Genomic DNA, 20269 nt, shown 5'->3' on the forward strand with positions numbered 1-20269 from the left:
CGATGATGAAGCTGTTCGTCGTGTTGGTTGGGCCGGGTCGGCAAATGACGGTCATTCGAATTCGAGAATGAGGCCGCCCGTTCCATCGGATGACCCCATATCGTCCCAGGTATTGACATAGACGGACGTCGTGTCGGCTCTGCCGTTGCGATGGGCGTAGTACATGCCGATATCGTCGCCTTTCTTGCCTTCGTTGGGCATGTCCTGGAACCATTTCGTATACGTCATGGGCGCACCGTTGTCCCAGTGCCAGCCGCCTCTGGGCTCCTTACCCTGTGGATCCTGCGTCAGGCCGATCCAGGGGCCCATCTTGTAGCTGACATTGCCTGAGGGGTCGTAACCGGTATTGAAGAAGCTCTGGTCGGCATTGAAAAGCGATGCGACGAACGCGTTTTCCTCTTCAGAAGAAATCGACGCAAGATGGGCGCCGCAACCGCCGGCGATCCCACGCGCATAGACTGCCAAAATCGTTCCCGTCCGCACGGCGACATAGAGGTGCCCGCCGAACACACCATATACGGTATCGAAGTGGCGCAGGCAGGTCAGCGCCCGCAGGACAGTTTGATCGGTTTCGAGGCCTTCGAGATTGGCAACATCATAGCGGCGGGCCTTGGTCGCGCTGTAGATGCCCTCCGCACGGTCGTTGACCTTTATTCCGAGGGCGGCGGCTGTGCGTTCAGTGATGAAACCGCTCGCCGGCTGGCGGTTGGTGCTCTGGAAGAGTTTGATCGCTTCGCGCGTCTGTCCGCCGAAAACGCCGTCGGCTGTTCCTGCAGCAAAGCCCTGCGCGGCAAGTGCGAGCTGCACGTTTCGCCGCTTGTCTTTGTCCGGCAACAGCCGCGCTTCGACGGATTGCGGCAGATGAGATGCGTTGCGCACGGCCACAGGTTCGATCTGAGCCAGCGCCTGGCGCCCAAGATCGGCATATTCGCCGGTACGATGCTTCTCGACGAAGAAGTGCCAGATGCGCGCCGTTCCGATCTTGAGGGCCTTCTTGAAGTCCTTTTCCGCCTCAATTGCCTCGGGGTCAACGGCCGGTATCGCGAGTGCCGGCTGCGCCGCGGTCTGTGGCACTGCGGTTTGTACCGCCGGGGTCTGCACCGCCGCCGTCTCCGGCCCGAAATAGAACTCCAGCGACAGCGAGGACAGGATCTGCGGCTGCTGCTTGCCCTGCGTTTCCTTGCGCACGTCGCGCACGACCCGCTTGAAGGCGGTCCCGACCTCCAGGCCGGCGCCGGAGAGATTGGCGATCAGCGCCCGGGTAAAGGGCGAATGCCCGTCGGTGCCGTCTGCGGCGACCTGGCCAGGGGCGGCCGCAAAGGCAACGAGCGTTCCGCCACTCTGCGTTTCGATCGGCGCCAGACCTCTCGTCGCAGCCCCACGGGTGGCACCCTCCACGTCGCGCGTGAGCCGCTCGGCAAGTGGATTGTTGCGGCAGGCGTCGAGGAAGACCAGCGATATCCTGGCGCGCTTCTCCAGGGCGTTGATGATTTCGGAAAGCGCCACGGTCTCGGCCGGCACGTCGAATTCGCTTTCGAGCTTGGCGTCGGTGCCAACAAGAAAATTCTCGCCGTGCAGCTGCATGCCGTGTCCGGCGTAGTAAAACAGGGCGACGTCGTCTGGCCCGATCTTGCGTGAGAAGTTTGAAAGCGCCCCTGCAAGGCCCCTGCGATCGGCGTTGAGCACAAGGCTCGTCTCGAAGCCCTGAGCCTTGAGAAAGGCGTCGAACGCCTCGGCGTCGCGCGAAGCGTTGGGCAGCGTTCCGGCGAGCACGTAGTTGCTCATGCCGACGATGAGTGCCAGCCGTTTGCCGTTTCCTTCGGCCAGAGCGTTGCCCGCAGCAAACAGGACCATCAGCGCCGGAAGGAGCCAATATCTCAGATTTGCACGCCATTTCATGACCTACCCTCCGAGCCCTTAAGACTGAAACGGATTGCCATGCCGGGATATTCTCGGATACGCCCCCGTCGCGCCAATTTATATTAGGTATTTGTAATGTATCGCGCAATCTCGGATAGGATGCATAGTGCGTGGTTATCACGAGATGTGCCGCCTGCGCCGCAGGGGGCTGGGAGCCTGGAGCGAGAGCGGTGGAGACGCCAATGCGATGTGTCGTCCTGTTACAGAAAATGATGCGGTGCAGCATAAATCTTCACCGGGTGCATTTCCAGGCTGAAGCATATACTGTAAATCGTCACAAAAGACTGTTTCTGGGTGGAGAGCAGGCATGACGAAATGGGTTTACACCTTCGGTGGGGGCAAGGCCGAGGGACGTGCGGGTGACCGCGAGCGGCTGGGCGGCAAGGGTGCAAACCTAGCCGAAATGTGCAACCTCGGTTTGCCGGTGCCGCCTGGCCTGACAATCATAACCGAGGCCTGCAACAGCTTTTTCGATAACGACAGGCAGATGCCGGAAGGCCTGCGCGACCAGGTGCGCGATGGTATCAGCCGGATGGAAGAGGTGACCGGTCGCGTCTTTGGCGACACGACGCATCCTCTGTTGCTTTCGGTTCGCTCGGGCGCCCGCGCTTCGATGCCCGGCATGATGGACACGGTCTTGAACCTCGGTCTCAACGACGAGTCGGTGCATGCGCTTGGCCATGATGCTGGTGACGCGCGTTTTGCCTGGGACAGCTATCGCCGGTTCATCCAGATGTATGGCGATGTCGTCATGGGGGTCGACCACGACGTCTTCGAAGAAATCCTGGAAGACGAGAAGGCACGCCTTGGCCACGAGCAGGACACCGAGCTTTCCGCAGTGGAATGGCAGCACCTCATTACACGCTACAAGGAGGCGATCGAGGAGGCGCTCGGCGAGCCCTTTCCGCAGGATCCCGAAGTCCAGCTCTGGGGTGCGATCGGCGCCGTCTTTTCAAGCTGGATGAACCCGAGGGCGATCACCTATCGCCACCTGCACGCGATACCTGCCGCCTGGGGAACCGCCGTCAACGTTCAGGCGATGGTGTTCGGCAATCTGGGCAATTCCTCGGCGACGGGCGTTGCCTTCACCCGCAACCCCTCGACGGGCGAGAACGAGCTTTACGGCGAGTTCCTTGTCAACGCGCAAGGCGAAGACGTCGTTGCCGGCATCCGCACGCCGCAGAACATCACCGAGGCCGCGCGGCTTGCCTCTGGGTCGGACAGGCCGTCGCTGGAAAAGTTGATGCCGGAAGCTTTCGCCGAGTTCCGCTCGATCTGCGATACGCTCGAGCGCCACTATCGCGACATGCAGGATCTTGAATTCACCATCGAGCGCGGCACGCTCTGGATGCTGCAGACGCGCTCGGGCAAGCGCACCGCCAAGGCGGCGTTGAAGATCGCGGTTGATTTGGCGCAGGAGGGTTTGATCTCCGAGCAGGAGGCCGTCGCCCGCATCGATCCGGCTTCGCTCGACCAGCTGCTGCATCCGACCATCGATCCGCATGCCCGGCGCGACATTATCGGATCCGGTCTTCCGGCTTCGCCGGGTGCTGCCACCGGCGAGATCGTCTTTACCTCCGAGGAGGCGGTGCAGGCTGACAAGGAGGGCCGCAAGGTCATCCTGGTGCGTGTCGAAACCAGCCCGGAAGACATTCATGGCATGCACGCCGCCGAAGGCATTCTGACGACACGAGGCGGCATGACCAGCCACGCGGCCGTCGTTGCCCGCGGCATGGGCACCCCATGCGTTTCAGGCGCCGGCAGCATCCGCGTCGACCTTCGTAACGAAACGATGACGGCCGGAGGCGTGACGCTGAGGAAGGGCGATGTCATCACCATCGACGGGTCCTCCGGTCAGGTGCTGAAGGGGGCGATTGCCATGCTGCAGCCGGAACTTTCCGGCGACTTCGGCAAGATCATGGCCTGGGCGGACGCCAGCCGCCGCATGACCGTCAGGACCAATGCGGAGACGCCGGCTGACGCGCGCGCTGCACGTTCCTTCGGCGCCGAGGGCATCGGCCTTTGCCGCACGGAGCACATGTTCTTCGAAGATGATCGCATCAACGTCATGCGCGAAATGATCCTCGCTGACGATGAAGATGGCCGCCGCTTGGCACTGGCAAAGCTGCTGCCGATGCAGCGGTCGGACTTCGTCGAGCTGTTTTCGATCATGCACGGCCTGCCGGTGACGATCCGCCTGCTCGACCCGCCGTTGCACGAATTCCTGCCGAAGACTGACGAGGAAATCGCCGATGTCGCCGGCGCCCTCTCGCTCGATCCGTCGGAACTGCGCCAGCGTGTCGATGAACTGCACGAGTTCAATCCGATGCTCGGCCACCGCGGCTGCCGGCTGGCGATCTCCTATCCCGAGATCGCCGAGATGCAGGCCCGCGCCATCTTCGAGGCGGCCGTCGAGGCGGCGCACGAAACCGGCGCTGCAGTCGTTCCCGAGATCATGGTGCCGCTCGTTGGCCTGCGTGCCGAACTCGACTACGTCAAGGCACGCATCGATGCCGTGGCGAAGGACGTGATCGGCGAATCCGGCATCGGTATCGACTATCTGGTCGGCACGATGATCGAACTGCCGCGCGCGGCATTGCGCGCCCATGTGATTGCCGAAGCGGCCGACTTCTTTTCCTTTGGTACCAACGATTTGACGCAGACGACCTTCGGGATTTCGCGCGATGATGCTTCGCAGTTCCTGGCGACCTACCAGCAGAAGGGCATCATCGAGCAGGATCCCTTCGTCTCGCTTGATTTCGACGGTGTGGGCGAACTGATCCAGATCGCTGCCGAGCGCGGTCGGCGAACCAAGAACGGCCTGAAGCTCGGCATCTGCGGCGAGCACGGCGGCGACCCCAGCTCGATCCGCTTCTGCGAGGACGCCGGCCTGGATTATGTTTCCTGTTCGCCGTTCCGTGTGCCAATCGCCCGGCTTGCCGCCGCGCAGGCCGCGATCAACGGCAAGGGGTGAGGACACAGAGACAGCCGGCGCCGCCAAGGCGGCGTTGGCTCGACGACCTTGGCGTCACTTCGGCTGGACGATGACTGGCCGCGAGACGATGATTGGCCGGTCCCAGCCCCACATCATCACGTCACTCTGATAGCGGAAGGCGCGCGATTCAGCGCGCCGGTCGAGCTCGATGCGTTGCAGGCAGGTGGCAAAGGCATCGGTGCCGCGGCGGAAGCCGTAGGAGGCGCAGGTATTGCCGTCGGCGATGCGCCGTTCCTCCGGCGTCATCGTCTGGCACGCCGTCAGCAACAGAGCGGCTGCGACAAGGATGGTCAATCGGGTGGTCATGGTCTTCGCGCCTCCTGCGCGCTCCGGGGCCTGTTTGAAATCGGGCCGGTGCGCGTCACGTCGTGAGCAATCGAGCCGCATGCCGCCCAACTCCTCGAATCACAGTCAATATAGGGAGTTGTACTGAAAATCGAAGCGAACAGCGCCAAATCTGTGGCAGGTCCTGGTTGTGCGCGATCGATGGCTTCCCGTTATGGGCTGCTGCGCATCCTTGGTGGGTGCTTGGTCTCATGAGCGACGTTCGCGCTGCTGGTGAACGCGTCCGGCAGTTGCCGCCCCTTGATTGGCCAGGCTGATGCAGGCTCTACGCGTTGTCCGAGGTATATTCCAGCATATGCCGCTGCGACCTGGCCGCGCTTAGATGCGCTCGAGCACGCCGACGAAGGATTCGGCGAAGCGCTCGAGGTCACGCGTGCCGTCGCTTGGATGCTCGATGCGCACGGCCGCCCCTTGCTCGTCGAGGCAGGCAAACAGGATTGAAGCGCCGCCTCCTGTATCGCCCAATCGAAGCACGGCAATGCTCCGGCAGTCCTCGATCAGATCCGAGGCGGGCAGGGCAAACAACAGCTCGCCGCCGGCATTATCGGCGACCGTGCGAACGAAGCTGGTGAAATCGTCGTTGTTTCCGGAAAAGCCGTCAAGGGAGAGTTCGAGCTCGATGAGCCCCATCGGAATGCCGCTGTCGCCTGCCGGAAGAGGGGTAGGCGTGGCGATGGCCACGGCTGCTTGCGATGCGCCCATGTCGGTTCTCCGTCGCTTGCCGCGCGCTTTTGAACGATGTCGCGCAGACCGTTGCCTCCGATTGAAACCCCGCACGCCCCAAGCGCGCGGGCACAGTCCCATAGGGTGATAGGTGGTTAAGGAGAATGGCGATTTTGCGGCGAAGCGGGCTGCGGTCGTCACGGGCGCTGCCTTGACTGGTGCATTGCCTGTTTTCACGGCACGGGGCATGGTCTAAGAATGCGGTCTGTTTTGCGGCAGGGAATTGATTCAACTACATGATGGTTCGGTACGAGCGCCCCTATTCCTATGCCGCCCACTGGGCGCGCCGCTTCGCCCGCGTCTCCTTCGTGCTCTTCGCGCTGTCGCTGCTTGCCCATCGCTTCGGACCGCTGACGACGCCGCATTTCCTGGCCCTCGTCGGCTTGTCCGGCGTTTTCGCGCTTCTTGGTGTCCTGCTTGCCGTCGTTGGTCTCGCGCGCCTGTGGCAGGTTGCGGCGATCGGCGGGCTGGCGTCTGCCGCGGCGCTCGTCTATGCCGCGCCGGCGCTTGGCTTCATCGGTTTCGGCGCCGTGCAGTATCTCACCCGACCAGCAATCTACGATGTCAGCACCGATACAGTGACGCCGCCGCCATGGCTGAAGGTGCCGCAGACGGAAGAGAGCTGGCTGAAGCGCAAAGCGGTGGTCACGCCTGAGGATAGGGAGGCGCAGATCCTCGCCTATCCGGGGCTCACCGGCCGGCGCTACGATGGCGCGCTCGACCGCGTCTACCAGGGGGTGCGCAACGTCATCGAACAGAGCCGCGTCGGCATCACCGAGGAGCTCGGCGTCGAAAACGCCCGCGCTGATCTTGAGGATCTGACGGTCAGGCCAAATGCCGGGGCCGACACCTCAGCAGAACCGGAAAACGTTCCCGTGCCGGCGGCGCGGCCGGAACTGGCGCTCGAAGGGGCGATTGCAGGACGACGCGCCAGCGACGTCGTGCTTCAGGGTGAATGGCGCACGCTGATCGCCGGCTTCCGTTTCGATGTGTTGATCCGGCTGCGCGAGGAGGCGGAGACGACCTTTGTCGACCTTCGCGTTGCCTCACGCTACGGTCCGCATGACCTCGGCATGGGGGCCGCCTTCGCCGACCAATTCCTGCGTGCGCTCGACGCCGAGCTTTTGGGCATTGCCGGCGACTGAGGTGCAACCTTACCCGATAAAGCGCTGCCGTTCCTCCGGGCTCGGTACAAGGCAGCTCCGGCTGCGTCCGGCGATGCGATAGCGATCGCGGGCAACGAGGTCGTAGAGCGGGTCTCTGCACACCGCCGGCACGAGCCTTAACACATTGACGAGCGACCACGGCCGGCCGAGACCGGCGAGCGTGCGGATCGATCCGTCGGATTTGAAGCGAGCCACACCGTCTTCGATCAGAATGTTACTCTCCAGGGTATCGGCATCGAGCCGATAGTGCCGATAGAGCGCCTGGCCGAGCGGCGACTGCGCCGTGAGGTAGCGGTAGCGCCCGTGCCGGTCGTGTCGCAACAGGAAACGCACCCAGCCCGAACAGAAGATGCACGCGCCGTCGAAGACGATCACCGGTTTGTCGTCGGCAAAGGCAGGCACCGAGGGATCGCTGCGATAGCTGTAGGCTTCCTGCCGCATGTTCATCCGGCTCCGCCGGGCGCCAGCCGATAGGCACCAAGGAGCGATGGTGGCCCGTCGGTCTCGACCCGACCCTGCTCGATCAGGTCTTCAAGATGCGCAAGCACCGAGAGTGCCGCCGCCCCATGCAACCGGACATCGGTGGAAGCGTAGATGACCTTGACCATGTCGGGTATCCGGCTGTCGCCGGCGCGGATGCGTTCGAGCACGGCGCGCTCGCGCATCTTGCGGTGGGCGCGCAGGCCCCGAAGGAACGATGCCGGCTCGATGACCGGACCACCATGGCCAGGCAGGTAGACACGGTCATCCCGGTCAAGCAGCTTTTCGAGCGATGCCATGTAGTCGGCCATGGCGCCGTCCGGCGGCGCGACGATCGTCGTCGCCCAGGCCATGACGTGATCGGCGGAAAAGAGGATGCCGGCGCCGTCGAGCGCGAAGGCCATGTGGTTGGCGGTATGGCCGGGCGTGGTCAGCCCCGTCAGGTTCCAGCCGTCGCCCTCGATGCGCCCTCCATCAGCAAGCGCGACATCAGGCGCAAACTCCATGTCCGAGCTTTCAGCGAAGGGATTGGTCTCTCCCGCATGCAAGGGGCGGGCCGGCCGATGCGGGCCCTCGCCGACGATCAAGGCCCCAGTCGCAGCCTTCAGGCGGCGAGCAAGCGGCGAGTGGTCGCGATGCGTGTGGCTGACGGCGATATGGGTGACCTCACGGCCGGCGAGGGCCGCCATCAGTGCCTGGAAATGCGCTTCGTCATCCGGGCCGGGGTCGATGACCGCAACGGACCGCCTGCCGACGATATAGCTGTTGGTGCCGTGGAAGGTGAAGGGGCCGGGATTGTTGACGGTGATGCGCTGCACGTCGTCGGCAACCGTCACGGCCACGCCATGGGCCGGCTTGAAATCGAGATCGAAATCTGGCCCCTGCATGCGTCTCTTCCTGGCTTTCACTTGTATTCGATCTCGATGAACGACATCGGCTCGGCTCCGGCGTTGACGACATTGTGCGCCACGCCCGCCTCACGGCGATAGGCAGCCCCCTTGGCGATATCGACTCGGCGGCTGCCGGCCTCTTCCTCGAGCAGGAACTGGCAGTCGGTCATCGGCACGACGACATACCCAAGACCGTGCACATGGTGACCCGTGTCGGCGCCGGGCTCGAAATCCCAGCGGGTGACCCTGACGACCGCATCATCGACAAGCACGCTGGCAACGGCAGGGGGACGGGCGCGGAACTGGCTCATGACATTCTCCATTTGCCGGGACAATAGGAGGTGCGGCGCGCGAAGGGAAGGGTGCATCCGGTAACGTGTCGAGGGGCCTGCAGTGCCTTTTGCGTGAGGGCGCCAACAAATCCGCCGAAAATTCAACTTAGTGCCAACTTAGTGATTGTGACGGACGGCGAGCTTTGATAATCAGGCGCTCGATTTGGCGGACGTGTCGTCCCGCCACATCCGTTGGGGCGTCGCCAAGCGGTAAGGCACCGGTTTTTGGTACCGGCATTCCCAGGTTCGAATCCTGGCGCCCCAGCCACATTCTCAAATCATACGATCCGAAGTTGTCAGCGTCGCCTGCGCGAGGGTTTCTACGTGCACTCTTGTCAAGTCACTCTGCAACTGACACGCTAGTCCGGTTGATTCCTACTTGTATGAGGGAGAAGATGGCTCACAAATTCGAAATCTACAAAGACAAGGCCGGCGAGTACCGCGTTCGCTTCAAGTACAACAGCGAAGTGATGTTCTCGACCGAAGGCTACAAGACCAAGGCTAGTGCCCAGAACGCCATCGACTCGATCAAGAAGAACGGTCCGGACGCGCCCGTCGAGGATAACAGCAGCAGCTGAGTTCGACGCTCTTCCATAAGAAAAGCCCGCCGATTCATGACCGGCGGGCTTTTTGTTTCGGGAAGCTTAGCCTGCGGTTGCGGCCGGCTTGGTCTGAGCCGGCGCACCCAGGAATTCCTCGCACCAGCTCGGACCTTCGGCGCGCTTGCGGTCGCCGGCAATGTGGATCGAGCGGATGACGTAGTCGGACGAGACGGTGAGTTGCACCGCGCAGCTCAGGTATTCCGTGCGGGCTGACGAAATGCGCTTGCCGCGCTTGCCGTCCTTGGTGGTTTCGTATTGTGCCGGGATCTTGCGGGTCTTGTAGCCGCCCTTCCAGCTGTAGACGGTGGAGCTGCCGCTCTCGACGTCGGAGATCGGCGGGCCGTACTGGGCGAAGAAGCCCCCGGCCGGCTGGCCGAGCCAGCGCGCTTCGACCGCGTTCCTGGAGATCCCCGTCGTCGTCGTGCAGCCGGCGAGCACGAGCGCGAGGCCCGCCACCGTCATCATCCGGAAGTTCATGTGTCTGTCCCTTTGGTTCTCGTTCTGAAATAGGCAGGGCGCGCAAGCCCGTATCCCCCGGTTTGCAGCGCTTTCCGTTGTGGCTCTAGCGCCAAAAGCAGCGAAAGGAAATCCACGCTGCGGCTCCCCTTTCAGGAAAATATGAAGCGTTGCAGAAAGTCCCTATTGCTTGGGCTCCCGGGTGTCGTTGCGGTTATCCGGGGGTGATCTGCCCTTACGTTTTCCACCGTCACAAATTTTTTGAAAAACGCGCAATGTTTTTCGGGGTAGGCGCTTGTGAAATCAAAATGCCTGTTCTATAGAGGCGCCGCTGGTCACGGAGTGTAGCGCAGTCTGGTAGCGCACCACGTTCGGGACGTGGGGGTCGCAAGTTCGAATCTTGCCACTCCGACCAGCCAAAAAGCCCGGATTTCCGGGCTTTTTTCGTTTTTGGCCGTAGGTTATGTTTTCGCCACGGCAACGATAACTGCAACGATTTCTCACCTTATCCGCCCCGCTCGACCGGACGTGAAGGCTGCCCCGACATTCGCCTGATGATCGGGATGGTGGTGGCCGTAAGTCTTCTCCAGCGTCTCAAGCGTCATGCCGAGATAGCCTGAGGCCTCCCACTTGTCGGTGGCAGCCTGCATCAGCCATGTGGCCGCGGTGTGCCGCACAATCCCATCGGCATCATCCCCCATCACGGTATCGACCATGTTACGGAAAGCCCGCTTTGGGTCTGCCGGCTCGCCGTTGTATTCGACGACGTATTTGGCGCCCATGCGATGCCACCGGCGCATGTGTGCGAGCAAGCGAGCGGGGAGGCGAATGGGTGGTGCGCGCTTGTTGTCTGCGACGACTTCGCCCTCCCATGCGCGATAGAACACCCCCGCCTCAAGGTCGATGTATGGGCGGCCCGCCTCTTTGGTGAAGGACGCCTGCCACACGCGCGCCGATCGGCTACCGGTGCAGACGGCGGTGATGACAAATCGCGCGATATGGAGGGTCGGTTTTCGTTTGGTGGGTACGCCCCTGAACTTGCCGCGCTTCTTGTATGCAGCCCAGATCAAACGGGCCATTGTCGAACGATCGAGATGTTTCACTCGACCTTTTGCCTTCGGTGGCAGTTTCACAGTAACGGCCTGGCGCGCGACGTTGTCCGCTGGCACAAGAACTGATGAAAGAACAAGGCAAGCTTGCCAGCCTCTCGAAGCAGCAGAACGACGCCGCGACCGGCGACGCCATGGGTGTGTTCCTGATCGGAGTGCCGATGTCGAGCACCTTCGGTGGCGACAAGGAAGGCCAGGTGGCGGTGTCCAAGGGCAAAGTCACGGCCATCGAGTCTTCGCTCAAGGCGAAAGGCTGCAAGTGACGCGCCTATGCGGCGCGCCCGTTGATGGACGCGCCGGCTACCCCCGATACCCCGCGGCCACCTTGTCGAGCCAGGCGGCGATCTCTTCCGCAGGCTCTCGAGCCTCCATATCGCCGGTATCGTCGCGGATCTCCTCGGCGATTGCCATTAGTGTCGCTGCGGCTTCTTTTTTCGTCAGCACTTGCTTCGCCACTAGCACGTCGATGATGCGGCTGGTGGCGGCCATCGTTGCGAACATAGCGGCCTGAGCGCCGCCGAGGGTTTGCATAAGGGGGTCAGTCATTTGATATCCTTTCGGTTAGCCAGCCAACTGCCGGCGAAGCACCGCGCGCCAGTTGGCGATCGGGGTCATGTGCATTAACGATTTGTCGCTACAATTTTTGGTTGACACAATTTAGCATTGTGCGAGCAATACCTCTCGTCGCGGGCCGACAGAGGAGGAATTTGAAGTGGCGATGAACATCGTTGACATGCTGCCCATCCTGAAATGCCCCCGAACGGGCGCTGACCTGCTTTTTGAAGACGGGCGATTGATCTCAAAAACGGGCGAGGAATACCCAATCGTAAACGGCGTTCCGATCTTGGTGCGGCATGTTCAGGATTTCCACATCACGCCGCCGCCAAGCCAGCACATATCGAAAAACACCGCGAATTACGCGCCGCCGCGGCACATATCTGGATCCGCAATTTGCTTGCATCTGGGCTCTGGGGCAGTCCCGTCTGCCGATAAGCGCGTCATCTCCATGGACATCCTGCCGACCGAAACCGTCGACATCGTTGCTGAAGCGGAATGCCTCCCCTTCAAGGACAACAGTCTCGACTATATTGAATCTGGGGCCGTGTTCGAGCACGTCGTCAACCCGCTTCAGTCAATCAAGGAAGTTAGGCGCACGCTGAAATCAGGCGGTGAGATGTTCATCGATACCGCCTTCCTTCAGGGATATCACGGCTTCCCGAGCCACTATTTCAACATGACGCCTCAAGCGGTTGAGGCACATCTATGCGACGATTTCATTCTGGAAGAAAGCTACGTCCCGCCTGCGGCGACCGTTACGCATGCCCTGACGACGCAATTCGACAGGTTCCTTGAACTGATCCCCCTCGCCGACCAAGCCGTCCTCAAGGCCATGCCCCTGTCCGAAGCACTCGACTTCATGCGGGCGGCCACTGCTGGACAACATGGCCTCAATTCAAAAATATCCGAATATGGCCACAGATCCCTGGCCGCCAGTTTCGCGATCAGGGCCACCAAGCCGCATGGCACGAAGCATGACAGCGAACAGGACCGCATAGATAGGCTGGCATATTACGCTGCGCGGTTCGGAGCCATCCAGCGCCACCACGAGATCGAGCTCTATCGACGGTTTGCAGCCGAAAAACACGATAAGGATGTTCTGGAGTGGATGGATGCGCCATCGTTGAGGGATATCCTGTTGGCCTGCAAGGTTACGAACCCTCGGGAAGAGGGGGCATACCGAAGGGCAACGTTACTGTTGCGCGAATGGGATGGGAACCTATCTCAGATCAGAAATGACGCAATCGCTGTATATCTCAAGCCGAAACTACTCGAAGAAGAACAGACGCCGCCAGAGCCGGAGGCTGCCACGGTCCACGTGGCGGCGTCTTCTCGCAAGTGGTTCAATATCTTGTCGAAGTGAGCGTTCTCAGCGCTCCATGTTCACTTCCCATTTTACCGGGGCTCCCGATGCGCCAGGGTCATTGCGGCAGACAGCGCGGAATGTTGTCGCCCCAATGTGTCTGCTATGAACTCCCCAGGCGCGTTGTTGGCAAACCCGTCGGCGTCAATCTTGATGTCGCTCGAGGACGGGGTGTAGGCAACGCCGTGGGGGATAGTGGCAATCTTCGTCGTCGTCGCCAGCGTGGCCGTTCCCTTCGCACGCAGAGTCATGCCGGCCATCTGGCGGCCATAGCGAAGGCCTCCGGAAATGCTCGACGGCTTGGTGGAGGCGCTGAAATCGCAAAGATCAACACGGCCGGTGACGCCGGTTCCCTCGACGATCGAAACTGAACCGGAGAAGGACGCCCTTCTAATCGTGGTGTTTCCGCATAGGTGAGCTGAATGTCGCGCAAGCATGGGTCTGCGCCGTGTCATCCAGGCTCCTGCAATAGAGCAGCGTGCCGCCGGCTAGGCCGTTGAAATAGATGCCTGCTTCCTGCCAGCCGACGTACGTGTTGTTGAACGATTTAACGTCACGGACGTTTCCGACCACGTAAAGACCGTAGTCAGCGTTGGCGGCTCCAGACTGCCTGCCAATCCAATTGCTCTCGACTTTGATCGAGTGAATCGCGTTGGTTTGGCCGTCAATGATGATCGCAGGGCCAGTCGTGATTTGGTCGAAGATGTTTCCTAGGATCGAGATCTCCAGGCCGCACCCCAACTGAACGCAATACGTGCCGCTTGCGGGAAGAAAGCCGTTGTTCTGGATATATGCGCCTTCCGCGCCCTGCGTGACCTTCTGAAGGCTGACGCCGTTCCCGCCGATCGCATAGTTGCCGGAGATTGTAGAGTTGCGCCCATCGTCAGCGAAGAGAACGAATGTCCCGTTGCTGACGCCGGTGCAGTTGGTCACCTTGAGGCAATCGCCGCTTGTGAGACGAACCGCCCGAGTGAACTGCGAGAAGTAAATATCATCAATGACGCAGCTCAAATTGTCGGCTGGCTTGGAGACGATGATTGCATTTGTCGCCAAGCCTGATGGATTCACTAAAAGACCGCCCGAAATACCAGACAGGCCACCTTGAGAATCAAAGAGGCTCGCGGTCGCCGCGCTCGGCTGAATCACGGCGCCCTTGTCGAGTACTAACTTGATGTTCTGTGGGACCGCCTTCTGCGTGATCGAGTAGGTGCCGCGGGGCACAAAGATGGTCGCACCATTTGACAGCGCTGCCGCAGCTGCGATGGCCGCAGTGAACTTCGCGTTGTCCTCGGCGCCGGCAAAGTTGACCAGCGACAGGTATACGTCTTCTGGCTGAATGGCACTCGCAGCGAGACCAACCAGTGCAACCGCATCAGCCGCAGCATCCTCTGCCGCGGCTTGCGCAGCTTCAGCAGCAGCAACGATGGCACTCGACACCTGATCATTGAGAATGCGGAACGTGCTGCCGGAAACGATGCCGAGAACAATCATGCCGGCAACGAGGCCGCCAGAAGCAACATTATTGCCGGTGTTCGTCTTGATCGTCAGCGCCGCGCCGCCGTTGAAAGACACGGTTACCGGAGAAGCCGTGTTAGCCTCAAAGACGTTCATCCAGATCAGCGCCGAACCAGAAACCGGGATCGACGTTGTTGCTTGGATGGCGTTCGCCGTGCCGGCGCCGGTATCCGAGGCGATGATGAACGAGAACGGCAGGTCGGCAACACGAGTCCACGACCCGGTGCCAGATGCTCCGACCTTGCGATATATGCCGTTGTTGGCAACCGTGGCATCGCCAAGCACCCAAGCCATCGTGTTGGCGGCGTAGTTGAGGCTAGCGTCAAGTGTCGCCTTGGAGGCGAAGATCAGTCCGCCGTTGGTGAGAAAAGCGGAAATAACCGCGTCGATACCGGCGTGGATGGCACGGACTTCGGATTTCTTGATTTTATGCGACCCTGAGGCCGGCACGCTGTCGACTTCATAGTCGCGGAAAACCGTGGCTGCGTTGAGCGCCATGTTTGCTCCCTGAGATGAGAAGGCCCGCGCGAAGGCGGGCTAGATGTTAACGCCAGTCGGAGACCGCTTTTTTTGGTCGAGGGGATTGAAAGCGCTGCAGAGAGCACTCAACTATGATGATGTAAGCGAAAGGAGGCACACCATGGCCGACTTTATACATGCTCCCTTCCCGAGGGCGATTTTTCTCCGCTAAGTGCGGCTGCGCAGTTGAAGCCAGGGGATTATAAAATTCGGCTTCTGCCACCTTGATGGGTGGTCCTCGGGTTATCGCCTCTTTTACGACCTACCCCGCGTCTGCCACTCTGGGTCGAGTCAAATGCCCAAAACTACAGGGATGTGAGTCATCATATGATATGCGCTGACATGATCCGAAATGCCAGCTTTGCGGAGGGCTTCGAGGCTGGCTACAGGGCCATCAAAGGGACCACAGTAAGCCTACCTAGTATTCCTAGCCAGTCTTCAACACGCAGCAACAGCACGCCGTTCCTCATGGGTGTGCGCAAGGGAATTGAGCGCGCCCTGCATAAGTCAATCAGCGACTTGCACGAGTGAATGGCCGACGCTTCCTTGTGTCCGCCGGCCCGAATTCTGCTTCAGCCCAGTACGGCCTGGCCGGAGGGTGATAACCATCATAGAAGCGGTCGAGATATGTGATGACATCGGCCCCAATGCGGCGCCACGTCTCTTCGGCTATCGGCCGCGCACTTTCCTCGGTGAGACCAAGCGAACCCAGCTCATCGAAAAAATCGTGGCCGCTCTGGAAGTAGATGGCCCAAGCCTCTACCTCTCCGGAGCGCCGTTTGTTGGCCTTCCTGCGAACCGGCACGCTATGGTTTCCCGAACTCGTCGAGCGCCCAGCACTCGCCGCCGTCATGACGGAGCAGGAATGCAGCCCCGTAGCGACGCCATGCAGCGCGCGCCTCGTTGATATCTGGCTCGAGTTTGTCGTTCAGCACGATGCCGCCGGCGTGGGCGCGGTTCAGCATGTCGAAGCTATAAACGAAAATCTCATCCCACGCCGACCCGTCGGTAGCACGCTTGTTTGCTCGTCGTCGCACCGGCATTAGCGACGACTCCCGTAGTCAGCAGTTCGCGGGGCGCGTGGCGCCTCTGGTGCATCGACGCCGTCCAGAGCGAGCTCTCTGAGACCCCTGAAAAAGGCCGTTCGGCTGTCGCGCTCGATGGCCACGCATGGGTGCGCCTTAGGCGTCTCATACCGATCTTTGACGACCAGGCCGTCTGTGGCTAATTGCTCGCGTGCTTGTTCGCACCGGTCAAAAGCCTCAGCGGTCTTCACCAATACGCGGAAATGATGCGATTCCAGGTCGAATTCTCCTAGAATCTGACGGATCCACTTGCGAGTTTCCGGCCGCAGATGGGCCGGAACCTTATGTTTTTCGGCCATTTGGGGCCTCCGTACGGTGTGGAAAAATTCACCAGTCGATTCGGGGCAAGGCGAATGTGCGTTGTTGGGGGCGGCCGGTGTGCGGCGGTGGCGGGCTGAAGGGCTGACTCACCCCCCTCCCGGTCAGGTGAGGGGAATGCCTCGGGCCAGCATCGCTGCCTCAGCCTTACCCCTGAACGCCGACGCCTTGGCGTTCGGACTGCCATCGACGCGCAGGCTTGCCGTCGTTGACGGGTAGGCTGGCGCCGCGGTCAGCGTGACCTCGTATAGGTCGACATCCTCTAGGATACGAAGAGGTAGTCTATCTCCGCCATCCTCCCACCTCTCGGCCCGCACTCGAAAGGAGAAGCTGCAGCCTTTGACGTCGCCGCGGCGCACCGTGCCTATCGCCTCCTGGCCGCTGGGGGTGGAGGGGTCAGGAATGAGCGAGAACCACAGGCCAGTGCGATCTTCCTTAAGCTCGAGTGTGCCTGCCGTTGTGCGGCCGAGAATGCGACCGAAATCATGGTCCAACACCATCAAGACGTCTGGGTTGTCCTTGAGCGTGCGAGTGAAGCAACCTGGCGCCAGCATCTCTCGGAACTCACCGGCGATCGTGGTCGGTGAGTTGAATGTAGCAGCGTGACCGCTGATTCTCTCTGTCACTTCAGCTTAGCCTCCGCAGCGGCGAGCTTGGCCTCGCGTTGGCCCAGTCGAGACATCGCCCGCAGCTCGCGGGCGATGTCGACTGGATCCGTGGCCATATGTGCGGGCCGCTTGCCGGGGAGGGTGACGCTGCGCGTCGACTTGGTGGTCTTTTTCGTTGCGCGCTCAATTGCCATAGTAACCAGCCTCCCGCGCTTCCTTGAGATACCGAGGAATGTGCCCGTCGCGGGGGTCGCCGAGGAAGGTTGGCGAAAGAGGGACAAGGCGCGACCATGCGAGGTCCTCTCGCTCAAACTGGTCGCGTAGCTCGTCGAAATCTGCTCGAGCTTCAGCAACAGCTTCTAGCGCTTGGCAGACCTTGACGACGCGCCTGCCGTATTCCGCCTTGACCGTATCGCAGATGCGCGCGCTCGCAGTCGATCGGGATTGCATGAGACGCTGGCGCACGACCTCCAAGCGTCGATATCGCGCTCTAAAGCGTTGAGCTCAGCGAGCCGAGCGCGCTGCCCCGTGGTGCTGTCAGAAGCCTCGCCGAGCAGGGCGGCAACTCCGGGACGAAATGCCGGGGCTGGCGTCTCCGTAATCTGCCGCTCGAGTTCGCGTCGCTCGACGAGGACTTCGGCGCGCCGCTTGTTTAGTTCCGCCTGCTTGGCGTGGTGCGCGCCATATTCTGGATCTGAGGTGAGTGACGGCACGCGGACGGGCTCTGCGGCCGGCGTTGATTTCTTGAACATCTTATTCTCCGTTGAAAGCGGCGCGGATCGCGCGAACGAACGCGGCCCCGTTAATGGTGACGGCACGACGCTGCCTGGTCTCCTGCCAATGATCCGGAAGCGTCCCGACGGGCTGGAAACGAAGCGTTGTGCCTGCCTCGCGAATGGTGATCTCCGGCCAGGTGCTGACGATTTCGATCAATGATGCGGAAACATCGCGCTGGGCGTCTGGCGTGCCGTTGGCGGCCATTTCTGCCGTGACGTCGAGAAAGTCGCCGGCAGATCGTTTCAGATGTGCGGGAGCCCCCGAAAGGTTGCGGATATCCGTGTTCGTCTCGGACAAGCTGGCTAAGGGCGTCACGCCGGAACTTCGTGCTTTGCCGATACGGGTGGCGCTCCATTTTGGAGAAGCCTGCGCCACGTTCTACGGCACCGAGCCATTGGCCTCTGTCCGATACCGGAACGTCCTTCCAATCCGGTTTGTTGTCATTCGCAGGGATATGCTTGAGCGGAATAGAGGGCAACGAGATTTTCTTCGACAAGGGCGCATCCTTTTCGAAAGAGGGATTCCTGCCGACTCGGTCGGCGGTGGCTGTTTGGGATTACAGTCTCTAGATGTAATTGAATTTTACGTCAATATCTCAACCAAAAATTAGTTGACAATGATGGCTAGATATGTATCTCGCCGATTTTCGAGTTTTGCGGACGACCAAAATTTCTTGCCGAACCGGTAATCTTGGCGCCCAAGGGAGGGATGCAACGCACCCCCTGGTGGCCTACTATCGCCCATTAACCGTGGTGCGTTCGAAAACGTCAATGGGCTCGGGTTTGATCAAAAAATCAAAACTCGGAAATAAAAAATCCAAATGAGGGGAAGGCGGGTACGGCGGCGGCGATCGATTTTGCTCGGCGACCACCCCCGCTGATCTTGCGGCACCTCGATTCCGTGGAGCCGCAGACGATTTTGGTTGTGGAGAGGCTCGTTGCTGTTCTTTTTGTTGAGTTCTAACCGCAGTACCCTCAATGCATTGAAAGAGCGGAGGCTTGCAATGTCGAGGCGAAAGAAACCGGAACGGTTAGCGATACTAAACGCCAATACAGCGTGGGTCACGTCGGAACTGGCAAAACTCCACTCCGAATGGAAGGAGTGGGAGACCTTCGTAGCTACAATCGAAGACCATCCCTATGACAGAAATACTCACTCGGAGTGCTTCGCCGACGGCGAGCACAATCTTCGAAAGCATGCGGTCTTGCGTACGAAGACGCTCGTGTTTCTCGACAACAACATCCAGGGCCACAACTTCATGCTCAGCAATGAATATGAAGAGCCGTGGGAAGACATCACTTCTCGCTTAAGAAACCGGGTTCCCCATCAAGTTCACCAACTGGATATCCTATTGGCATCCCTGCAGTACGCTATTGTGCCAGATGGCTTCTGGAAGGAGCAGGGCAAGAAGATGATGGACAGTCTTGCAAAGTCCGCACCCGAGAAGGCGGCGGACGTTGCTGCAAGTTGGTTGAGAAATCCGCTTTCGTTCACGTGAAAGCAGAGAGGGTTATGCGGCAAGTCCAGTCTTAAAAACGCTGCCCTCGATCGCCGGCCAGAGTTCGTCGCCGTCCTCGCCGGTTTTAATCACGACAAAATCCAGATCTTCGGAGTCACCGGCTATGGCAACCACCTGCACCTCACGGCCGTCGTGGTCGAATGCCTTGAATGGTTGGACCCTGACCATCTGACGGCCCGCTTGCTTAGGCAGCGCGAGCTCCAGGCGTTCGTCGATCATTGCGTAGATCTGATTTCTTCCATCAGGCTGCTTTCTGTTCAAGATTGTCGTTGGCCGGCGCCGGGAGGAAATCGCCGCCGTCGGTGATGGTGAAGGGTATGAATAGCAGTTGGTCTACGTCCTCGACGTTCTCGACGCCGATAGCTTGCACGAGGTCTTGAAACTGCTTCTGGCCGGTTTGCTGCTCCGCTGCGTCCCGCGATTCGAGGACGATTTCTAGAAAGCCCTCTGGATCGTTGACACCGTCTCCGCGGGCCGCTTGCAATTCCAACACGACCTTCCTCTTCCCGCTAACGGGCTCGGGTATTGTTCCATAAGCAATGATCACCTCGCGTCGTCCTGCCTTCGCCGCCAGTATCCTCTGGACGATGTCGCCGCTCGTATCGAGATGCACGCGCGAGCCCACCAAGCGAGCGACATCAGTGTTTAGCCTCAATAGGTCTTGGTAAGCCGGGTTGCCATCGGCAGGACCGTTTTCACTGAGGACATGCAGGACTCGCTCCTGAATATCGCCCTGCGCATTATCTAGCCGCAGCTTAATTCGATAATCGCCGAACGGGCTGCCGATTTCTTCGACTGATAAGATCCTCAGTTTTTCGCTAACTCGCTGCTTTGTCGTGGTCGGCGAGGGACTATCGGCTTTCGTAGCCTTAGGACCAATCGACATTCAGGATTCCCAAATCGCTTAATCGCTGATTCATAAGATACCGTGTTAGGCACGGAGGTCGATGGTGGCGGTTAGGCGGTATGAACTGAGCGACGCTCAGTGG

The 20269-nt window shown here is 60.5% G+C and carries 23 protein-coding genes and 2 tRNA genes; 8 read left to right on the forward strand and 17 right to left on the reverse strand.

Translation table 11 applies throughout. The annotated features are described in order from the left end of the window. Nucleotides 1-51: 51 nt before the first annotated feature. Entirely contained in the window at nucleotides 52-1899 is a 1848-nt protein-coding gene (locus tag BBX50_RS16230; RefSeq protein WP_065776360.1) for a caspase family protein, read from the reverse strand. Between the two features lie 328 nt (nucleotides 1900-2227). On the opposite strand from BBX50_RS16230, the gene ppdK reads away from it, so the two are divergent. Then, on the forward strand, nucleotides 2228-4894 hold the full coding sequence (gene ppdK / locus BBX50_RS16235) for a pyruvate, phosphate dikinase (protein WP_065776361.1): 2667 nt from the start codon (nucleotides 2228-2230) through the stop codon (nucleotides 4892-4894). Nucleotides 4895-4948: 54 nt separating this feature from the next. Here the strand turns inward: ppdK and BBX50_RS16240 are convergent, their stop codons facing one another. Together BBX50_RS16240 and BBX50_RS16245 are read right to left on the reverse strand one after the other, a co-directional pair. After that, nucleotides 4949-5221, reverse strand: a complete 273-nt coding sequence (locus BBX50_RS16240; RefSeq protein ID WP_065776391.1) for a hypothetical protein — start codon at nucleotides 5219-5221, stop codon at nucleotides 4949-4951. Between the two features lie 357 nt (nucleotides 5222-5578). Continuing rightward, nucleotides 5579-5962 carry a hypothetical protein gene (locus tag BBX50_RS16245; protein WP_065776362.1) on the reverse strand — a complete coding sequence of 128 codons (384 nt, stop codon included), beginning with the start codon at nucleotides 5960-5962 and terminating at the stop codon, nucleotides 5579-5581. Nucleotides 5963-6219: 257 nt separating this feature from the next. Between BBX50_RS16245 and BBX50_RS16250 the strand changes: the two genes are divergently transcribed. Continuing rightward, nucleotides 6220-7128 (forward strand): DUF1499 domain-containing protein, encoded by a 909-nt coding sequence (locus BBX50_RS16250; protein ID WP_065776363.1) that lies wholly within the window; start codon nucleotides 6220-6222, stop codon nucleotides 7126-7128. Between the two features lie 9 nt (nucleotides 7129-7137). Here the strand turns inward: BBX50_RS16250 and BBX50_RS16255 are convergent, their stop codons facing one another. The 3 genes from BBX50_RS16255 to BBX50_RS16265 are packed head-to-tail and all read right to left on the reverse strand — an operon-like array spanning nucleotide 7138 to nucleotide 8830. Further along, nucleotides 7138-7590, reverse strand: a complete 453-nt coding sequence (locus BBX50_RS16255) for a DCC1-like thiol-disulfide oxidoreductase family protein (protein WP_065776392.1) — start codon at nucleotides 7588-7590, stop codon at nucleotides 7138-7140. Between the two features lie 2 nt (nucleotides 7591-7592). Further along, the gene (locus tag BBX50_RS16260; protein WP_065776364.1) at nucleotides 7593-8516 is read right to left on the reverse strand and encodes an MBL fold metallo-hydrolase; all 924 of its coding nucleotides are present in this window, start codon (nucleotides 8514-8516) and stop codon (nucleotides 7593-7595) included. Nucleotides 8517-8533: 17 nt separating this feature from the next. After that, nucleotides 8534-8830 (reverse strand): cupin domain-containing protein, encoded by a 297-nt coding sequence (locus tag BBX50_RS16265; protein ID WP_065776365.1) that lies wholly within the window; start codon nucleotides 8828-8830, stop codon nucleotides 8534-8536. Between the two features lie 214 nt (nucleotides 8831-9044). Here BBX50_RS16265 and BBX50_RS16270 point away from each other — a divergent pair. Both BBX50_RS16270 and BBX50_RS16275 read left to right on the forward strand, forming a co-directional pair. After that, nucleotides 9045-9119, forward strand: a tRNA-Gln gene (locus BBX50_RS16270). A 127-nt stretch (nucleotides 9120-9246) separates the two neighbouring features. Next, on the forward strand, nucleotides 9247-9429 hold the full coding sequence (locus tag BBX50_RS16275; RefSeq protein WP_057250604.1) for a YegP family protein: 183 nt from the start codon (nucleotides 9247-9249) through the stop codon (nucleotides 9427-9429). 66 nt (nucleotides 9430-9495) lie between these two features. Here BBX50_RS16275 and BBX50_RS16280 read toward each other — a convergent pair whose 3' ends face one another. Further along, nucleotides 9496-9930, reverse strand: a complete 435-nt coding sequence (locus tag BBX50_RS16280) for a hypothetical protein (protein WP_065776366.1) — start codon at nucleotides 9928-9930, stop codon at nucleotides 9496-9498. 317 nt (nucleotides 9931-10247) lie between these two features. On the opposite strand from BBX50_RS16280, the gene BBX50_RS16285 reads away from it, so the two are divergent. Then, nucleotides 10248-10324, forward strand: a tRNA-Pro gene (locus BBX50_RS16285). An 85-nt stretch (nucleotides 10325-10409) separates the two neighbouring features. On the opposite strand, the gene BBX50_RS16290 is transcribed toward BBX50_RS16285, so the two are convergent. Then, entirely contained in the window at nucleotides 10410-11012 is a 603-nt protein-coding gene (locus BBX50_RS16290) for a hypothetical protein (RefSeq protein WP_201723489.1), read from the reverse strand. A gap of 74 nt (nucleotides 11013-11086) precedes the next feature. On the opposite strand from BBX50_RS16290, the gene BBX50_RS16295 reads away from it, so the two are divergent. After that, nucleotides 11087-11281: a hypothetical protein gene (locus BBX50_RS16295; protein ID WP_065776367.1), complete on the forward strand. Its 195-nt coding sequence runs from the start codon at nucleotides 11087-11089 to the stop codon at nucleotides 11279-11281. Nucleotides 11282-11318: 37 nt separating this feature from the next. Here BBX50_RS16295 and BBX50_RS16300 read toward each other — a convergent pair whose 3' ends face one another. Then, entirely contained in the window at nucleotides 11319-11564 is a 246-nt protein-coding gene (locus BBX50_RS16300; protein WP_065776368.1) for a hypothetical protein, read from the reverse strand. Between the two features lie 172 nt (nucleotides 11565-11736). On the opposite strand from BBX50_RS16300, the gene BBX50_RS16305 reads away from it, so the two are divergent. After that, nucleotides 11737-12939, forward strand: a complete 1203-nt coding sequence (locus BBX50_RS16305; protein WP_065776369.1) for a methyltransferase domain-containing protein — start codon at nucleotides 11737-11739, stop codon at nucleotides 12937-12939. Between the two features lie 390 nt (nucleotides 12940-13329). Here the strand turns inward: BBX50_RS16305 and BBX50_RS30505 are convergent, their stop codons facing one another. The 6 genes from BBX50_RS30505 to BBX50_RS16355 form a co-directional block, all read right to left on the reverse strand. Continuing rightward, the gene (locus BBX50_RS30505; RefSeq protein ID WP_065776371.1) at nucleotides 13330-14952 is read right to left on the reverse strand and encodes a hypothetical protein; all 1623 of its coding nucleotides are present in this window, start codon (nucleotides 14950-14952) and stop codon (nucleotides 13330-13332) included. Between the two features lie 827 nt (nucleotides 14953-15779). Then, nucleotides 15780-16016 (reverse strand): hypothetical protein, encoded by a 237-nt coding sequence (locus BBX50_RS16330; RefSeq protein ID WP_065776374.1) that lies wholly within the window; start codon nucleotides 16014-16016, stop codon nucleotides 15780-15782. After that, complete coding sequence (locus BBX50_RS16335; RefSeq protein ID WP_065776375.1) at nucleotides 16016-16357, reverse strand: P27 family phage terminase small subunit; 342 nt, start codon at nucleotides 16355-16357, stop codon at nucleotides 16016-16018. Before BBX50_RS16335 ends, BBX50_RS16330 begins: the two co-directional genes overlap by 1 nt. 123 nt (nucleotides 16358-16480) lie before the next feature. Further along, the gene (locus BBX50_RS16340) at nucleotides 16481-17002 is read right to left on the reverse strand and encodes an HK97 family phage prohead protease (RefSeq protein ID WP_065776376.1); all 522 of its coding nucleotides are present in this window, start codon (nucleotides 17000-17002) and stop codon (nucleotides 16481-16483) included. Beyond that, entirely contained in the window at nucleotides 16999-17178 is a 180-nt protein-coding gene (locus BBX50_RS29935) for a hypothetical protein (protein WP_065783953.1), read from the reverse strand. The genes BBX50_RS16340 and BBX50_RS29935 overlap by 4 nt, the downstream gene beginning before the upstream one ends. A 559-nt stretch (nucleotides 17179-17737) precedes the next feature. Then, nucleotides 17738-18136, reverse strand: coding sequence for a hypothetical protein (locus BBX50_RS16355; RefSeq protein ID WP_139108504.1), 399 nt, complete (start codon nucleotides 18134-18136; stop codon nucleotides 17738-17740). 562 nt (nucleotides 18137-18698) lie between these two features. Here BBX50_RS16355 and BBX50_RS16360 point away from each other — a divergent pair. After that, nucleotides 18699-19259: a hypothetical protein gene (locus BBX50_RS16360; protein ID WP_065783948.1), complete on the forward strand. Its 561-nt coding sequence runs from the start codon at nucleotides 18699-18701 to the stop codon at nucleotides 19257-19259. 12 nt (nucleotides 19260-19271) lie between these two features. On the opposite strand, the gene BBX50_RS16365 is transcribed toward BBX50_RS16360, so the two are convergent. Then, nucleotides 19272-19499: a hypothetical protein gene (locus BBX50_RS16365; protein ID WP_065776381.1), complete on the reverse strand. Its 228-nt coding sequence runs from the start codon at nucleotides 19497-19499 to the stop codon at nucleotides 19272-19274. A 22-nt stretch (nucleotides 19500-19521) separates the two neighbouring features. Next, nucleotides 19522-20166, reverse strand: a complete 645-nt coding sequence (locus BBX50_RS16370; RefSeq protein ID WP_065776382.1) for a hypothetical protein — start codon at nucleotides 20164-20166, stop codon at nucleotides 19522-19524. Nucleotides 20167-20269 lie beyond the last annotated feature (103 nt).

The organism is Ensifer sp. LC11 (assembly GCF_001695835.1).
Taxonomy (GTDB): domain Bacteria; phylum Pseudomonadota; class Alphaproteobacteria; order Rhizobiales; family Rhizobiaceae; genus Ensifer.

Excerpts from the sequence above, each read along its gene's own strand:
- BBX50_RS16330 (WP_065776374.1), bottom strand. The coding sequence starts at position 16,016 with ATGCCGGTGCGACGACGAGCAAACAAGCGTGCTACCGACGGGTCGGCG.
- ppdK (WP_065776361.1), top strand. The coding sequence starts at position 2,228 with ATGACGAAATGGGTTTACACCTTCGGTGGGGGCAAGGCCGAGGGACGT.
- BBX50_RS16305 (WP_065776369.1), top strand. The coding sequence starts at position 11,737 with ATGAACATCGTTGACATGCTGCCCATCCTGAAATGCCCCCGAACGGGC.
- BBX50_RS16250 (WP_065776363.1), top strand. The coding sequence starts at position 6,220 with ATGATGGTTCGGTACGAGCGCCCCTATTCCTATGCCGCCCACTGGGCG.
- BBX50_RS16280 (WP_065776366.1), bottom strand. The coding sequence starts at position 9,930 with ATGAACTTCCGGATGATGACGGTGGCGGGCCTCGCGCTCGTGCTCGCC.
- BBX50_RS16335 (WP_065776375.1), bottom strand. The coding sequence starts at position 16,357 with ATGGCCGAAAAACATAAGGTTCCGGCCCATCTGCGGCCGGAAACTCGC.
- BBX50_RS16370 (WP_065776382.1), bottom strand. The coding sequence starts at position 20,166 with ATGTCGATTGGTCCTAAGGCTACGAAAGCCGATAGTCCCTCGCCGACC.
- BBX50_RS16255 (WP_065776392.1), bottom strand. The coding sequence starts at position 7,590 with ATGCGGCAGGAAGCCTACAGCTATCGCAGCGATCCCTCGGTGCCTGCC.
- BBX50_RS30505 (WP_065776371.1), bottom strand. The coding sequence starts at position 14,952 with ATGGCGCTCAACGCAGCCACGGTTTTCCGCGACTATGAAGTCGACAGC.
- BBX50_RS16365 (WP_065776381.1), bottom strand. The coding sequence starts at position 19,499 with ATGATCGACGAACGCCTGGAGCTCGCGCTGCCTAAGCAAGCGGGCCGT.
- BBX50_RS29935 (WP_065783953.1), bottom strand. The coding sequence starts at position 17,178 with ATGGCAATTGAGCGCGCAACGAAAAAGACCACCAAGTCGACGCGCAGC.
- BBX50_RS16260 (WP_065776364.1), bottom strand. The coding sequence starts at position 8,516 with ATGCAGGGGCCAGATTTCGATCTCGATTTCAAGCCGGCCCATGGCGTG.
- BBX50_RS16275 (WP_057250604.1), top strand. The coding sequence starts at position 9,247 with ATGGCTCACAAATTCGAAATCTACAAAGACAAGGCCGGCGAGTACCGC.
- BBX50_RS16230 (WP_065776360.1), bottom strand. The coding sequence starts at position 1,899 with ATGAAATGGCGTGCAAATCTGAGATATTGGCTCCTTCCGGCGCTGATG.
- BBX50_RS16245 (WP_065776362.1), bottom strand. The coding sequence starts at position 5,962 with ATGGGCGCATCGCAAGCAGCCGTGGCCATCGCCACGCCTACCCCTCTT.
- BBX50_RS16265 (WP_065776365.1), bottom strand. The coding sequence starts at position 8,830 with ATGAGCCAGTTCCGCGCCCGTCCCCCTGCCGTTGCCAGCGTGCTTGTC.
- BBX50_RS16300 (WP_065776368.1), bottom strand. The coding sequence starts at position 11,564 with ATGACTGACCCCCTTATGCAAACCCTCGGCGGCGCTCAGGCCGCTATG.
- BBX50_RS16240 (WP_065776391.1), bottom strand. The coding sequence starts at position 5,221 with ATGACCACCCGATTGACCATCCTTGTCGCAGCCGCTCTGTTGCTGACG.
- BBX50_RS16295 (WP_065776367.1), top strand. The coding sequence starts at position 11,087 with ATGAAAGAACAAGGCAAGCTTGCCAGCCTCTCGAAGCAGCAGAACGAC.